General features: G+C 57.3%; 13 protein-coding genes and 1 tRNA gene. 7 read left to right on the top strand and 7 right to left on the bottom strand.

Features of this window, described 5'->3' with window-relative positions:
• The first annotated feature begins 4 nt into the window (after positions 1 to 4).
• From HY028_01515 to phoB, 4 genes are all read left to right on the top strand, one after another.
• Positions 5 to 78, top strand: a tRNA-Gly gene (locus tag HY028_01515).
• Positions 79 to 186: 108 nt separating this feature from the next.
• On the top strand, positions 187 to 1005 hold the full coding sequence (locus tag HY028_01510) for a sterol desaturase family protein (GenBank protein MBI3343549.1): 819 nt from the start codon (positions 187 to 189) through the stop codon (positions 1003 to 1005).
• Entirely contained in the window at positions 1002 to 1502 is a 501-nt protein-coding gene (locus HY028_01505) for a histidine phosphatase family protein (protein MBI3343548.1), read from the top strand. The genes HY028_01510 and HY028_01505 overlap by 4 nt, the downstream gene beginning before the upstream one ends.
• Positions 1503 to 1866: 364 nt before the next feature.
• Positions 1867 to 2613, top strand: a complete 747-nt coding sequence (phoB, locus tag HY028_01500) for a phosphate regulon transcriptional regulator PhoB (protein ID MBI3343547.1) — start codon at positions 1867 to 1869, stop codon at positions 2611 to 2613.
• 138 nt (positions 2614 to 2751) lie between these two features.
• Here phoB and HY028_01495 read toward each other — a convergent pair whose 3' ends face one another.
• Together HY028_01495 and HY028_01490 are read right to left on the bottom strand one after the other, a co-directional pair.
• The gene (locus HY028_01495; protein ID MBI3343546.1) at positions 2752 to 4545 is read right to left on the bottom strand and encodes a GGDEF domain-containing protein; all 1794 of its coding nucleotides are present in this window, start codon (positions 4543 to 4545) and stop codon (positions 2752 to 2754) included.
• 64 nt (positions 4546 to 4609) lie between these two features.
• Positions 4610 to 4939, bottom strand: coding sequence for a hypothetical protein (locus HY028_01490; GenBank protein MBI3343545.1), 330 nt, complete (start codon positions 4937 to 4939; stop codon positions 4610 to 4612).
• A gap of 227 nt (positions 4940 to 5166) precedes the next feature.
• Between HY028_01490 and HY028_01485 the strand changes: the two genes are divergently transcribed.
• Both HY028_01485 and HY028_01480 read left to right on the top strand, forming a co-directional pair.
• Positions 5167 to 5883, top strand: coding sequence for a class I SAM-dependent methyltransferase (locus HY028_01485; protein MBI3343544.1), 717 nt, complete (start codon positions 5167 to 5169; stop codon positions 5881 to 5883).
• Positions 5883 to 6566, top strand: coding sequence for a phosphatidylserine decarboxylase (locus tag HY028_01480; GenBank protein MBI3343543.1), 684 nt, complete (start codon positions 5883 to 5885; stop codon positions 6564 to 6566). Before HY028_01485 ends, HY028_01480 begins: the two co-directional genes overlap by 1 nt.
• A 115-nt stretch (positions 6567 to 6681) precedes the next feature.
• Here the strand turns inward: HY028_01480 and HY028_01475 are convergent, their stop codons facing one another.
• The 5 genes from HY028_01475 to HY028_01455 all read right to left on the bottom strand — a co-directional run bounded on the left by HY028_01475 (position 6682) and on the right by HY028_01455 (position 12557).
• Positions 6682 to 7653, bottom strand: a complete 972-nt coding sequence (locus tag HY028_01475) for a metallophosphoesterase (GenBank protein ID MBI3343542.1) — start codon at positions 7651 to 7653, stop codon at positions 6682 to 6684.
• A 25-nt stretch (positions 7654 to 7678) separates the two neighbouring features.
• The gene (locus tag HY028_01470) at positions 7679 to 9547 is read right to left on the bottom strand and encodes a bifunctional metallophosphatase/5'-nucleotidase (protein MBI3343541.1); all 1869 of its coding nucleotides are present in this window, start codon (positions 9545 to 9547) and stop codon (positions 7679 to 7681) included.
• Positions 9548 to 9578: 31 nt separating this feature from the next.
• Positions 9579 to 9761: a hypothetical protein gene (locus tag HY028_01465; GenBank protein ID MBI3343540.1), complete on the bottom strand. Its 183-nt coding sequence runs from the start codon at positions 9759 to 9761 to the stop codon at positions 9579 to 9581.
• 53 nt (positions 9762 to 9814) lie between these two features.
• Positions 9815 to 9955 carry a hypothetical protein gene (locus HY028_01460; protein MBI3343539.1) on the bottom strand — a complete coding sequence of 47 codons (141 nt, stop codon included), beginning with the start codon at positions 9953 to 9955 and terminating at the stop codon, positions 9815 to 9817.
• A gap of 115 nt (positions 9956 to 10070) precedes the next feature.
• Positions 10071 to 12557, bottom strand: a complete 2487-nt coding sequence (locus HY028_01455; protein MBI3343538.1) for an esterase-like activity of phytase family protein — start codon at positions 12555 to 12557, stop codon at positions 10071 to 10073.
• A 476-nt stretch (positions 12558 to 13033) separates the two neighbouring features.
• Between HY028_01455 and HY028_01450 the strand changes: the two genes are divergently transcribed.
• The gene (locus HY028_01450; GenBank protein ID MBI3343537.1) at positions 13034 to 14086 is read left to right on the top strand and encodes a porin; all 1053 of its coding nucleotides are present in this window, start codon (positions 13034 to 13036) and stop codon (positions 14084 to 14086) included.
• The last annotated feature ends 263 nt before the right edge of the window (positions 14087 to 14349 follow it).

Here is a 14349-nt window from a genome sequence, read left to right as displayed (position 1 = left end):
TCACGCGGGTGTAGTTCAATGGTAGAACTTCAGCTTCCCAAGCTGATAGCGTGGGTTCGATTCCCATCACCCGCTCCAAATTTTAAGGCAGAGAAAAGATGCAAGATACAAGATACAAGTAGAACCCCTCTCCTTAGCGTGTGATTTTGATTTTACTGTATCTTTTCTCTTGTATCTGATTCTAATATGGAAACCGCAATCCGCTTTGGCAGTTTTATCGCCGTATTCATCGTCATGGCGCTGTGGGAGGCCAGGCGCCCGCGCCGCTCATCTACGCAGCCCAAGAGCCGGCACTGGCTTACCAACCTCTCGCTGCTCGCTGTGAATGTGCTGGCGCTGCGCCTGCTGTTGGGCGTGGGGGCATTTGCCACGGCACTCTACGCCGGGCAGCATGGCTGGGGTTTGTTTAATCTAACGTCTTGGCCCTACTGGCTGGAATTCCTGCTCGCCTGGCTGTTGCTCGACTTCGCGCTCTATTTACAACATGTGCTATCACATGCGCTCCCCATCTTCTGGCGGCTGCATCGCGTGCATCACAGCGATTTGGACTTCGATCTCACCACCGGCGTGCGCTTTCACCCCGTGGAGATTTTTTTGTCCATGCTGTACAAGATGGCCGCCGTCGCCGCGCTGGGTGCGCCGCCTTGGGCGGTGCTGATCTTCGAGGTAGTGCTGAACGGCGCCTCGGTGTTCAATCACGGCAACGTGCATCTGCCGGAGAAAATAGACCGCTGGCTCAGGTTGATTATCGTCACGCCCGACATGCATCGGGTGCATCATTCCAGCGTCGTTAACGAAACCAATTCCAATTTTGGATTTTCCGTCTCGCTGTGGGATCGCCTGTGCGGCACCTATCGCGCGCAGCCGGCGCTGGGTCAACTGGGATTTGAGATCGGCCTCAAAGAATTTCGTGACCCGCAACAGTTGGGTTTTTGGGGGTTGCTCTTGTTGCCGCTACGCGGCCGGTTCGGTCAGTATAGTTTCAAGAAAGAGGAGGGCCGGTGAAACTCATCTTGATGCGACACGCGGACGCCGGAGAGTTTGACCCGCTGCATTATCCCGATGACAGTCTGCGTCCGCTCAGCAAGGACGGCGTCAAGATTCAGGGCAAGGTTGCCAAGGCGTTGAAGCGCATTGGCCTAAAGCCCGCCCGCATCTTTACCAGTCCGCGTCTGCGGGCGCGTCAAACCGCTGAGATCACCGCGGAGACACTGGGGTTACAGACGGTCTTGATGGAGAGCCCGGCGCTCGGCAAGGAGTATTCCGTAAAGGCGGTGCTCAAGCTATTGGCCGGCTGCGGAGCGGAGGAAACGGTGCTGTGCGTGGGGCATGAGCCGGATTTGAGCGAACTGTGCGGGGCATTACTGAGCCCCGGCCACGGCCTCGGTATCAAATTCGTGAAGAGCGGGGTGATGGCTGTCAAATTTGACGGGCCTCCCCAGCCGGGAACAGCCACCCTGATTTATTTTTACCGCCCCCAGGACCTTATTGCGCTGGACTGAGGAGGCCGTATTGGCCCCCTTGGCCACAAATCAGAAGTTGTGATTGATGCCTACGGAAAAAGAGGAGACATCCTGTCCGGCCGCGCTTTGCGCCGTTACCCCGTTCGTGCCGGATGTGGTAGGCGGCCTGGCTGTCGTTATGGGTGACGGCATAAAGGCCAAACACCGGGCAGACATGATACAAATATCTCCTTGATATTTATGATAATAAATCTATGGTGTGGTAAGTGCTAGAAGCCCCGGCGCTGGCGGCAAGGTTAAGCCAAATTTTAGCAAATGAAAATCATTACCTATAAATGTCAAGGGCTATATTGGATATATACTATCCTTTGTAACATAGATGTCACATTTTTAGGTTTCAATTATGAAGATGAATAAGGTATTAGTAATAGACGACGAGCCCGCCATCTGCGAGATGCTGTGCTTTGCCCTGACGCGCGCGGGTTATCAATGCGAAGCGGTGCACAGCGCCGAGGCTGCGCGCGCGAGCATTAACAAAGAGATCCCGCTGCTGCTGTTGCTGGACTGGATGCTGCCCGGTGTAAGCGGTTTGGAGTTTGCGCGCAACCTTAAGCGCGACCCCGCGACCAGCCAACTCCCCGTCATCATGCTCACCGCGCGCGGCGAGGAAGGCGACAAGATCAGGGGCCTGGACAGCGGCGCGGATGACTACATCACCAAACCGTTTTCACCCAAAGAACTCCTGGCGCGCATCAAGGCGGTGTTGCGCCGCACCACGCCGCAGGCGACCGACGAGGTGATAAACCTGTTCGGTCTGCAACTCGATCCGGCTAACCGCCTGATCAGCGTGGGGGATCAAATGGTGCCAATGGGCCCCACCGAGTTTCGCCTGCTGCACTTCTTCATGACGCACACCGAGCGCGTCTACAGCCGTGCGCAAGTGCTCGATCAGGTATGGGGAAGTAACGTCTACGTGGAAGAGCGCACCGTAGATGTGCACATCCGCCGCTTGCGCAAGGTCTTGCAAGAGTACGGTTATGAGCAGTGTGTTCAGACCGTGCGCGGCTCGGGTTATCGCTTTTCGACCCGCGGCATGAAACTCCCCGACATCAGGGTCCAGATCGAGGCCGAAACCTCAATTTCGCCCTGACGGGGTTACTTGAGCAGATTAAGAACTTATCCATAAATAATTTACCGCAGAGGGCGCAGAGGAATCAAGAAGGATTTGTTTCTCCTCCGCGTCCTCCGCGGTGAAGCTTTTTCACCGCAAGGGGCGCAGGGGAACTATTTATGGATATGCTCTAAGCCGGCCGTCCGCTTCGGACTCGCGTCGGTCCACGAACAGCACATTGCCGGGGACGCTCTTGGCTTGCTGCTTCACCTGGCTGAGACGCATGGAGATGTCGTGGTGAGTCAGGAAACGGCCGGGTAGCGCCTCCACAGCGGCTATGGAAAGCGTCATGATCGGATAAAAACAGGGTTGGCCACGCCGATCCTTGGTTGAGATCCCACCCAGTTCGATATGCGGTCCCTGGTAAAGCCGGACAATTTTGTCGGCCAGAATATTAAGGATAGTCTGGCAGCGCTCACGCCAACTCTCGCTCAGAAACACCACCACGAAGTCATCGCCGCCGATATGGCCGACAAAATCGCCGCGCTTGCCACAGACTTCGGTAATGATTTCGGCAAGTAACTTGATGGCTTCATCACCCGCGCTGTAGCCGTACACATCGTTAAAGGGCTTGAAGTTGTCGAGGTCAAAATAGCACAGGGTGAACGGTCTGCGTTTGTGCAATAAGCCATCCACACACTCATTGATCGGTACGCTGCCGGGCAACAAAGTGAGCGGGTTGGAATAGCGTGCGTTGCGCAGTTGTAGTTCAGTGAGCTTCTGCAGTAGTTGGGCGATGGTTCCCACCCCCACATAACGTCCGCGCGCGGTGATGAGGAACTCATCGGCGGCGGAGACCTGGGTCGAACCCACCAACAGTTTACTCAGGTTCTCAAACGGCATATTCTTATCCACCACCACCGGATTATTGTCCATAAAGCGCGAGATCGGCTTTTTGCCGTGTAAATCACGCCCGAAATGGCTGGCGAACATATTCATGAATTGATGGCGCTTCACCAGCCCTATGGGGACCGCATCCTGAACTACCGGGATGGAAGTCAGTTCCGGGGCGTTACAAAACATCTCGCCTACCTGTTGAAAAGTGGCATCGGGCGTGACGGTGATCCTCGCGCGTATCAAGCTCGCAGCCGTGCCGTAGCGCGACGAGCTTTTGAGATAAGGGCTGCCCGGGCCTTCCTGGCGGGTAAGAAATAATTCACGCGGCAATAATACCGGAGGCTGGGGACGCGGCTTGGCGAAGTAATAGCCCTGCGCCAAAGGGGCGCCCATCTCGCGGACGGCGAGAAACTCTTCTCGACACTCCACACCCTCGGCGATGATACGGCAGTTGAGGCTGCCGGAAATTTCCTGGATAGATTTCACGAATTGCTGCTTGACGTGGTCTTCGTGTATACCCTGGATGAAATGCATGTCAATTTTGACATATTCAGGGCGCAATTCCGACCACAGCCGCAAACCCGAATACCCGGCCCCGAGATCGTCAATGGCGATTTCGAAACCCATCTGGCGGTAGTGCTCGGCGGCGTCGCGCAACACGGTGTAATTATTGGCCGGGTTGTGTTCGGTTAACTCTATGACGACACGCTCAGGGGTAAGATTATGCGCGCGCAGTAGTTCTAGAGTCTTTCCTGGTCTGAAACCGGGCTGTAGCAGGCATTCCGGCGAGACGTTGACAAACAGCTTGCCGGGCAGATCAAGGCGCCGGAAGCCTTCTAAGATCACCTCCCGGCAAAGCATATCCAGTTCCGCCAGCAGGCCCGCACGGCCGGCGGCGTCAAACAGCTTGAGTGGCGCATGCAGGGGGCTGTTGGACGGGCCGCGGATCAACGCCTCATAACCGTAGATACGTTGGGTATGAAGTGAAATAATGGGTTGGAAAAGCGGTGTGAGGCGGCGGTGCTCTAAAATCTCTTGCAGCGACTTGAGATAGGCCCCCGGACCTTCATTCATGGCATGTTGGGTTAAACCCTGAGTACAGGCAGTCATGGTGGTCAACTCAAAGGAGGCTTGTTTCTTAAGCCACGATCCGTCGGTCAAGGGGAAAATCTTCCACTGCCCTCATCTTGTCCAGGTGGTCAAGACGGATACTGGGGTGTTCGCTGTAAATCCTGTTGGCAAGGACGCCGGGTTCTTCGCAGTCCATCAGGATTTCGTTATACCAATTTCCACCATTGAGCAGGGTATTCACGGGCGCGAGTCCCAGCAAAATATCTTCACAGTCGAGCGGGCGGCAGATGCTCGATACCACCAGTTCGATGCCCTGGCGGTTCACGAAAGTGTCGCCCAGCCTGACCAGCCTGCCGGCAGGCCCGGAGATCTCCATAAAAAAACGCTCGTTGCTCATGATGTGTTCCTTAAAATCCTAGATTGCCGAAACATTATCGGTACCGAGAGGGAAAAAATTATTAAAGATTTATTAAATATTTATGACAAAAATTACCGGTACTGGAAATAGCGCGGCGGTCACAGCGCTGTCATCTGTATGTAACCGAACTGAAACAGTACATGTGTAATGTAATGAGATGAAGAAAAAATCCGGCGCGACCGCTGGTCATAAGAAGCAATCACGACATGCTAAAGCTTGATTGGACCGATGAAGCCCAGTTCAGCCTCAATCCCGCGATACTGCGCGCGGTTCTCGATCACGCCAAGCCGCTCGGACATAACGAGGAGCCGGACAATCTCAACCTCGGCTTCGGCTTTCTTTACTATGGCCTGGTACGCGCGCTGCGCCCGCGCCACGTGCTGGTTATCGGTTCGGGCTACGGTTTCAGCGTCGCTTGCCTCGCCCTCGGGCTCAAGGACAACGCCTGCGGTCGTCTCAGCTTCGTGGACCCGTCGTACTCCATGCTCAAGCACGGCCCCTTCCGCACCATCGGCGGGACCTCACAGTGGGACGACGTCCAAAAGGTGCAGGCGCACTTCCGGCGCTTCGGCGTCGAGCGGTTGATCACGCACTACAAGCTCACGAGCGCGGAGTTCTTCGCCGGCTATGCTGAGCGCGGGCTGCCGGAGATTGATCTCGCGTTCATTGACGGCAACCACGCCTACGCCGACGTGCGCCACGACTTCCTCGCCACCCTGCATCATGCACACCGCAACAGCTATATCCTGCTGCACGACACCCACATCTACGTGCGCGAGCTCGTGCGTCACGCCGGGGTCAAGCGCTGGCTTAAGGTGATTGCCCGCGAGCAGGAGCGCTTCGAGGTCGTTGACTTTCCGTTCTCCTCGGGCGTGGCACTGGTGCGCGTACTGCGCGAAGGACCGTGGCAACACGTCGAGTAATCGTCGCCGCGCTGGTGGCCGTCACAGTCCTCACCGGCGGTTTCCTGTTCTGGCGCTACGTGTGGTTTTTCCGCGATCCGCCGCGCACGCCGCCGGCCGAGGAAGGGTTTCTGAGCCCGGCAGACGGTACCGTGGTCTACGTGCGCAAGGTCGAGCCGGGCGAGGATGTCGTGGTGATCAAGCAAGGCCTACGCGCCACGGTGCAGGACATCCTGCGCCAGGACGTGGACCAGCCCATGCTCGTCATCGGGGTCTTCATGAGCCCCTTCGACGTACATTACAACCGCGCGCCGCTCACCGCCATCGTCGGTTTCATCCGCCGGCATCCGGCAATCGGAGAGAACGCGTACATGGGCGCCATGCACTGGCGCACCGTTTTCGATCTCGCGCCGCGCTACGCCGGCAGTGGGCACATCGTGCAGAACGAGCGCACGGTAACACGCTTCGTCGGCGAGTATCGGGGTGCGCCGCTTTCCTACTATGTGGTGCAGATCGGGGCGCGCACCGTAAACGGCATCGACAGCTACTACCGGGAAGGCGAGCGCGTGGAGCGAGGCGCCGTCTTTGGCATGATCCGCATCGGCTCGCAAGTGGACCTGATCGTCCCGTGGCAGTCCGGGCTTACGCTGCGCGTGCGGCCGGGCGACCGGGTCCGTGCCGGGGAAACCATCCTGATCCGGTGAGGCGAACAGCGTCCCCGCTTCTGCCTAGCCCATACCCAGCTTGCCGGGCATATCCCGGATAATACTGGTGCTAATCGAGTACTTTAGAAATGCGCGGCGATCCATTGCAATTCTCCTATTCCCCGGATTCCAGTAAATAGGGTTTAAACACAAACAGGTTCGCATCCCTGGGATCCACCTCAACCCGCAGCCAGCCGGTATCCGCTTCGCCAAAGGTTTCTACGCGCGTGAAGCGCGCGATGCGCTGTTGAGCACGGCTGTCAAGCAGCGGTTTATCTATGCGGAAATAATGGCTGTCGCCGTGTACCAGCACCACCGGTTTGCCGTAGGCGAGAGTTTCTTGTTCCAGTGCCTTTAGAAAATCGTTATAACCGGTGCGCTGCGGGTCGGTGGACGCAAGCTCGAAGCCCGGATCAGCCTGGATGATGATCATCACGCCCAGGCTGCTGTGTTGCCTGGCGGTGCTGAAGGCTTGCTTCAGCCAAGCCAGGTTGGCGGCGTTGCGTTCCTGATATTCGGCATCCATCGCCGGGGTGCGTCCCAGGTTGTTGTTGCTGCCGGGGACATTCAATCCGGCGAAGATCGCGTCACCGTAGCTCCACATCACGTTCTCGCGGAATTTGGCATAATGGGGATCGGCGCTCTGGCGGGTGAGTTGCAAGGTGCGCTGCCCTAGGCTGTAATCGCCTGCAAAAAACAATTCACGCAGTTTATTGAGGCGCTCCAGCGGATCGTAGGCGCCGTTGTTGGCGCGGTGGCAATCCGTCCATTCATTGTCGCCGGGGATAAAAATGAACGGATGGGCGGAGGCGTCAAACAAGGTCTTGCGCTGATAAAAGGTGGCGTCGTCGCACAGCGATCTGCCGTTTTTGAAATCGCCGTCGTGCACCACAAAGGCCAATTTCTCGGCATCCAGGGTGCGCAGAAAGTCCGGAAAAGTTTGCAGTTGACGCTGGTTATATGGCAGGTCGCCAATCAGGGCGAATGCGAACCGTGGTGTATTCAGGCCCTCTTTTTCGGTGGGGTCGGCATATACCGTTTGAACGGCCGCAACAGCGGTGAGTATAAGAAATATCAGCTTGTGCATGATCTGCTCCTGTGTGAGAGAGTGGTTAATTGATTCGCGCGATGCGGCCTTCCAGCGTGGCGCTGAACGGCTGCGGCAGGGCACTGATGTAGACAATCAATGCGTCGAGATCGAGCGGCCCACCCACCCGGGTGAGACCCTGGTTAAAGACGGTGAAATTGTCGCCGCCTGCGGCGATGAAGCTGTTGGCGGTGACGCTGTAGTACTGCACGAGATTGATCGGCGCGCCGTTCCTGCGCACCTCGACAATGCGATTGCCGACGGGTCGTGCGTTATCCCACGTATAGGTCAGGCCGGAAATTTGCAGGATGCGCGGGAAGGGCTGATTGAGCCATTGTTGATTGAGCAGGTCGTAGATCTGCTGACCGGTGAGTTCCATCCTGACCAAGCTATTGCCGAACGGTTGTATGGTGAATAGTTCACCCCAAGTAACCGGTCCGGCATCGAGATCGGCGCGGATGCCGCCCGGATTCATGAAGGCGAAGTCCGTTTGCATCGCGGTGCGCTGGGCGTCGGCGATTAAATTACCCAGCGCGGATTCGCCCGCGCTGGTTTGGGTACGGGTGATGTCGGCTTGTGCCGTGCCGATCACGCGGTTGACGAGCGGGGCGACCTTTTGCTCGGCCTGGGCGACCAGCTCGGCGACTTGGCTGTCCGGCGTGAGGCCCGGCCCGGAGTCGCCGTAGGTTGTGACGATCCGGGCGGATTTTTTCACGATATCCTTGGTCGCCGGATCAATCTCCACATCAATGTCCGCATAAGCGGTGCTCGCCGAGAAGGCTTGAGTAACGAGAATGTCTTTACCGCGATTATTCTTAAGAATTGCATTGGTGAAGGAATGCGAGTGGCCGGACATCACCACGTCCACTTCATCGTCCAGGCGCGACACGATGTTCACAATCTCGCCGCTCACCATGCCGTTGGGCAGCGTCGGGCCTTGATAGCTGGTCTGACGCCCGCCCTGATGGATCAACACCACCATGGCGCGTACCTTCTGCGCGCGCAGTTCGGGGATATAGGCGTTGATACTGTCCGCCTCATCGAGGAAGCGCAAGCCCGCAACGCCTGTCGGAGTAACGATGGTCGGCGTCTCCTTCAGTACCGCGCCGATGAAGGCGATGGGCATGCCGCGCACTTTTTTGATGACGTAGGGCGGCAGAATGGGTTTGCCGGTTACCGCGTCCACCACGTTGGCCGACACGTACGGAAAGCTGGCGCCGCGATACGGGTCTTCGAGATACGGGCCATTTACGTGGTTGCCGCCGTGCAGCAGGCGCTGCAATTCGGTCACGCCTTCGTCGAACTCGTGATTGCCGAGCGTGCCCACCAGATTGCAGCGCGGGTCAAAATCATCCCGTTCGTGTTCATGCTGCTCTTCATGAATCTTTTTCACGTCGTCCTTTTCTGGTCTATCGTCATTCTCGCTGAACTCACAATCCTCGTTGGCGAGCAAATTCAAAAACTGAATGGAGGGTTCGTCTTGCAGCAAGGCGGAGGCGGGCGGCGAGGCGCCGACATGATCGCCCGCATGCACGATCACGGCGCGGTCGTTGACACCCTGTTGTGCGGCATGGAGATACGACGCGAGTATCGCAGCGCCGCCCACCGGACGGTTAGCCACGCGCCGTCCGGTGGACAATTGGCCGTGGAAGTCGTTGATGCCGAGGATTTTGACGTGCAGCCACGACTCCGGGTTGGCAATCGGTCCCGCACGCAGCCAGTGCACACGCTGCGCGGCGATTTCGCGAAGTGCGGCATCATCGTCATCACCGTGCAGATCGGGGTGTTCTTGGTGAGCCTCGATGGCGTTGATGTTGTCCAGGGCCTGCGCACCTGTTGTTGCGGTGAGGAGCAGGGCAACCAGCCAGGATTTGATAACAATGCTTGTCTTCATGATGACCTCTCTCTAAAAGTTGTGGTTTAGGTTAATGCTGTATGACGGGCGCCAGCGTGGTTTGATACTTGATTGTGCCGTTGATATCGCGGATAGCCGCCGTATCGGCCTCCAGACCGCTCAACAATACCTTGCCGGTGTAATCGTCCGTGCTGTGAACGCGCACACTCTGCCGGGCGGAACCCAGCCCGTTAGGATTTCGCGATATGCTCACGTGCATAAATCCCGCACTGCTTCCTCGCGCCCAAATGACCCCGCTGCTGGGAGTCACATCTCCGGCGCGGTTCCATGGGTTACGACCGGAGTTATGTCACCAGCGATGGCGACGTAAGCAGCGCCCAGGATATAAATGACACCCAAGAAGAGATAAAACAGCCAAACGGGTTTAATCATCGTCAATTTAATCATCATCAACCTCCCATTGAGTCCGGTACTGCCACAGGCCCAACACAAGGACCGCTCGTAGTGGCGAAATCGAAGGGCTCCGGCCGCGCCTTCGGCGCGGCCGTGCCGTTAGTCAGCGTTACTTCTTGTCCTTTTCCTTGCTATCCAGGGCCTGCTCCAGCTTGATGAGGATGAATTCGTTGTCATCCGGCTGGCTTGTGCCGACATGGCGACCCACGCTGAACGGATAGTTGTTATCGTTCAGTACACCGAGTGTCTTGCTGTCGAGCACCACCACGTCCTCGATGGTCACGAACGGGAAGGCGAAGTTAAAGCCGGTTCCGACATCGCCCGTCTGCACCGGTTCACTGATGCGATGCGGATCCTTGATGCGCAGCAAGTCGGCAGCCTCTTTCTTCTCCACATACTCGCCGTGATCCTCCAGCTCGATCTTGAACAGCTTTTTAAAGCCGTTGAGGTCTCCCTGTGTGCCGTCGCGTTCAATCACCAGGCCTTCTTCCTTGTTATAAAGGATGAAGTCGCCGATATTGGTGCCGCGCGTATCCAGACGGTATTTATGTTGCTTACCGGTGTAGGACTTGCCGGCGATGTCGTACTCGTGAATCAGCAAGGTCTTGGCGTCGTCACCGGCGAGCGGGCGTTCCAATAGCGGGTAGAGTTTGCTCCCGTCGCTGGACAGCGCCATGCCTTCAAATCCGCCGCTCTGTTGCGCGCGGAACGGCGCGCTGTCTTTGGTGACGCGATACGGCCATTGCAGACCGGCCAGCCACGGTGTGTTGGCGCCGTGTTCGTCCTGCAAGTTGGTGCCGTCATCGGAACCGGCGATGGCCGAATCGGCGTAGATCGGAAAATCGCCGAACAGAAACACCGTGCGGATGCCGGGATAGGTCTTGTGCACGTCGAGCAGGGTGCGGAAATCGAACGATTGAATGTCGGCACGGGTTTGCAAACCGTTGTCGGCGATCACAGTCGCGACCGTGGCGGCAAACGGTTCGTGCCCGATGGTGCGGGCTGCGAACTCGGCGCGCGGGTTGATCTTGGTCTCGATGTTGTAACGCACCTTGAGCGCATTCTTCCAGCGTTTCGCGGCGTTGGGGTGTGCACTGCCTATACCGCTGCGATAGTAATCCACATAGGTGTTCACAAAATCGAACAGTTGCTGTGTGGACGGCATGACGTAGGGATGCGTGAGGCCGTGCGAGGCGGCGAAGGCTACCGCCACCGGCGAAAGAGCAGGATTGTTCTGCTGATCGGGGCCGCGGAACACCTTGTCGCAGATGAATTGGGTCTGTATTTCGGCCAGCGTCAGGTCTTTCACCAGCACCTCATCGGCCTCCGTGTAAGCCGTGCCATCCGCGCGGCGGCATTTTTGCGCCTGGATGTGCGGGTCGTGATTGAGTACCGGCACACCGTCCTGGCTCACGCCGTTATCGGTTTCCAGCGTGGTCATCAGATTATCGAGCGCCGCCTCCATTGCGGGCAGGGTATTCTCCGGGCGCAGGTTGCGCCCGCCGCGATGGCCTTGCGCGTCGAATTTGCTGATGTCAATCAGCCCATCGGCGCCAATGAAATCGCCAGGCGCGCCGTCGCCGTTGGCGTCGAATTCCTGAGCGGCCTGTATCAGCACATCGGGACGGTCCGAGATGATGCCGTTCACACCGAGCTTCATCAGCTCCAGCATGCGCGGCTTGTCATTCACCGTCCAGGTGACCACGGGGTACCCCGCCGACTTGATGGATTTCACATTAAAAATGTCACTCGATGCCGCGGCTAAACCGGAGCCCAGAGGCGGTGTCTTGCGGTTGTCGACAAAGGTATTGGAGTTGGCGTCATCCAGCATCACGTGCCAGGGCGAGAACACCACCGCACTGTTCGCGCCATTTGCCTGAGCATGCGCGCGCACCGCGTTCATCACCCGCACCGCGCTTGATTCCTCATTGTAGGGATTTTGCGGCGAGCGTATTTCCTTGCCGGAGGTCGCTCCCGGCATCCTGCCTCCCGCGACATTAGTACGTCCCTGTACGTCATTAGCATAATCGGGTAAGGCAACCGGTGCTTCCAGCACCTTGCCGGTCGCATCGGTGTGGATCAAAAACGGGCCGAACTCATCGCCAAACCAGAATGTGCCGTCCGCCGTGCGCTGCATGGACTCGATATCAAAATCCGAGCCGGTGAGAACGCGCGCACTGCTGAAATGGTGGGTGATGGCGAACGGAATCTTGTGGTCAGGATCGCGCAATTCAAAATGGTGCATGACCTGAATCTCACCCGAGCCGCCTTCCTTGGTCTTGAATTGCGGGCGGATGTGATACACGCGCAAATTATAATCGGCGGAGTTCTCCAGGCTGCCGAAGCCATTGTCGGACATGACGTAAAACGTGCCGTCGTTATTTTTCAGCACGGCGGAAAAGCCCTGCACCGGCTGCTTGTTGATAAAGGGGGCCGCTCGGCCATTGGCGCCGCCGCCGATATGGGCGCCGGAAGTCGGGCCTGCCGCAAAGGTGTCGGCGGGGAGTATGGCCCGGCCTTGCAAGGTGACGTCGGCCTGGGCGGCTGCGCTCGCCACCGAGAGCGAAATCGCTAACGTAAGCAGTCTGGGTTTCATGTTGCCTCCTGTGATGGAATAGGTATCGTAGATTAGATTCGCCCCAATGCCGGGCGAGTAATACTGCGGCAGGTTAACTGCGAAAGATGGCCGTCTCATGAAGGTCTTGTGAAGTTTTTTATAAGGCAATGTGACACTCTGACAGGGCGGTCCGCGACATCCAAACAATCAAAAAAAAGCCGCGCTCAAGGCGCGGCTGGAAGGTGCAACGGGCGGAGACTTCGTTATGATTAGAAGCGTTTAATCTTCCTTTTTGATCTTAAAGTGAGGGTCAGGGGTTGCTACGTCAGCGTTACTATGCCCTCTCCTCATGACAAATAAATGACGGCTAAATGAAATTTTCGACAACAACCAATGCCGCGGAATGAGTCACTGTCTCCGTTTTGTAACAATTATTTCATATGCCTGTAACTTTTCTCCCGCAAGCTATGGGCACTTTTAGCCAGCTTATAAACTACTCGATAAGGAGAACATCAATGAGATTGTGCAACACAAAACTAACCGCCCTCGCCCTCGCGGCCGCATTGCCTGTGGGAGCGCAGGCCGCAGACAATATCACCCTCTATGGCAAGGCGCGGTTGTCGGTGGATTTCACCGATACCGGCGCCAGCAACGTCACCAAAGTCAGCGACGCCATTTCACGTCTGGGCGTGAAGGGGACAGAAGATCTTGGCAACGGCCTCAAAGCTATCTTTCAAATGGAGACCGGCGTCAACATGGATGACGGCGCTGGGAAAACCGGCACGCTGTTCGGTGGTGGACGCAACAGCTTTGTCGGCCTAGCCGGTGGCTTCGGTACGGTTGCCCTCGGTATCCACGACAGCCCTTACCGCATGTCCACCGGCAAGATGGCCGTGTTCAGCGACACCATGGGCGACTACCGCAACATCATCGGCAGCATCAGCACGGGCGGCGGGACAAAATTTTTCCAGCGCGAGCCCAACACAGTCAACTACTGGAGTCCCAAGTTCGACGGTCTGCAGTTCAGGGCCCAATACCGGGCCGGCGAGGTCAGCGGCGTGAACCAGGATCGCTACAGTTTGAGCGGCACCTATGACAGCGGCCCCTTCGCGGTCGGCCTGGCGTATGAGAAACACAACCGTGAAGGAAGCGGCGGCAAGAACGACACCCAAGGCCTCAAGGCCGGCCTTGGTTACACCTTCCAAGAGAAGACCAAGCTCGGCCTGGTGTATGAAAAATTATCGGAGAGCGGCGCAGCGACTGCCTTTGACCGCAATGCCTGGTACGCGAGCCTCGCCCACAATATCGGTGACAACACGGTCAGCCTGGCCTATGGTCGTGCGGGTAACAATGCCTTGGCCAGTAATACCGGCGCCAACTTCTACCTCGCCGGACTCTCGCATAGACTCTCCAAGCGCACCGAGGTTTATGCCCTCTACGCCAAGACCCGCAACGACAGCGGGGCTCAATACGGCCTCGCCCCCGGTGCCTCCAGCGGCGCGGTGGCGGTCGCTGTGGCCGGGCAAGATCCCTCGACCTTCTCCATCGGCATCAATCACGACTTCTAATTTTCTCCTTAAACTATAGTCTGCGTATTAAGCTATAGTGGCGTCTTAAACGGACACTCAAGAGTGTCCGTTTTTTTTATTCGCTGCATTGTGCAGTCACAGATACCGACGCGGAAACGCTGCAGCACCCAATGCGATGACGCTGAGTGTCGGATTCACGCCCCAGGGCCCCACGCCCCATGTTTTCTGACAATGCCTTTGCGGAGGGTTGAGCAGATACCTGGTTATCAATACAAGGCTGAACAATGCGCACGACACCTTGA

Source organism: Gammaproteobacteria bacterium, from assembly GCA_016195665.1.
In the GTDB taxonomy this organism is placed as follows: Bacteria; Pseudomonadota; Gammaproteobacteria; order SURF-13; family SURF-13; genus JACPZD01.
This window is presented reverse-complemented; position numbering and strand designations above follow the sequence as displayed.

What these genes read in the sequence shown, in the direction of transcription:
- HY028_01450 (MBI3343537.1), top strand. Translation starts at nt 13,034, where the DNA reads ATGAGATTGTGCAACACAAAACTAACCGCCCTCGCCCTCGCGGCCGCA.
- HY028_01460 (MBI3343539.1), bottom strand. Translation starts at nt 9,955, where the DNA reads ATGATTAAATTGACGATGATTAAACCCGTTTGGCTGTTTTATCTCTTC.
- HY028_01485 (MBI3343544.1), top strand. Translation starts at nt 5,167, where the DNA reads ATGCTAAAGCTTGATTGGACCGATGAAGCCCAGTTCAGCCTCAATCCC.
- HY028_01470 (MBI3343541.1), bottom strand. Translation starts at nt 9,547, where the DNA reads ATGAAGACAAGCATTGTTATCAAATCCTGGCTGGTTGCCCTGCTCCTC.
- HY028_01490 (MBI3343545.1), bottom strand. Translation starts at nt 4,939, where the DNA reads ATGAGCAACGAGCGTTTTTTTATGGAGATCTCCGGGCCTGCCGGCAGG.
- HY028_01455 (MBI3343538.1), bottom strand. Translation starts at nt 12,557, where the DNA reads ATGAAACCCAGACTGCTTACGTTAGCGATTTCGCTCTCGGTGGCGAGC.
- HY028_01495 (MBI3343546.1), bottom strand. Translation starts at nt 4,545, where the DNA reads ATGAATGAAGGTCCGGGGGCCTATCTCAAGTCGCTGCAAGAGATTTTA.
- phoB (MBI3343547.1), top strand. Translation starts at nt 1,867, where the DNA reads ATGAAGATGAATAAGGTATTAGTAATAGACGACGAGCCCGCCATCTGC.
- HY028_01510 (MBI3343549.1), top strand. Translation starts at nt 187, where the DNA reads ATGGAAACCGCAATCCGCTTTGGCAGTTTTATCGCCGTATTCATCGTC.
- HY028_01475 (MBI3343542.1), bottom strand. Translation starts at nt 7,653, where the DNA reads ATGCACAAGCTGATATTTCTTATACTCACCGCTGTTGCGGCCGTTCAA.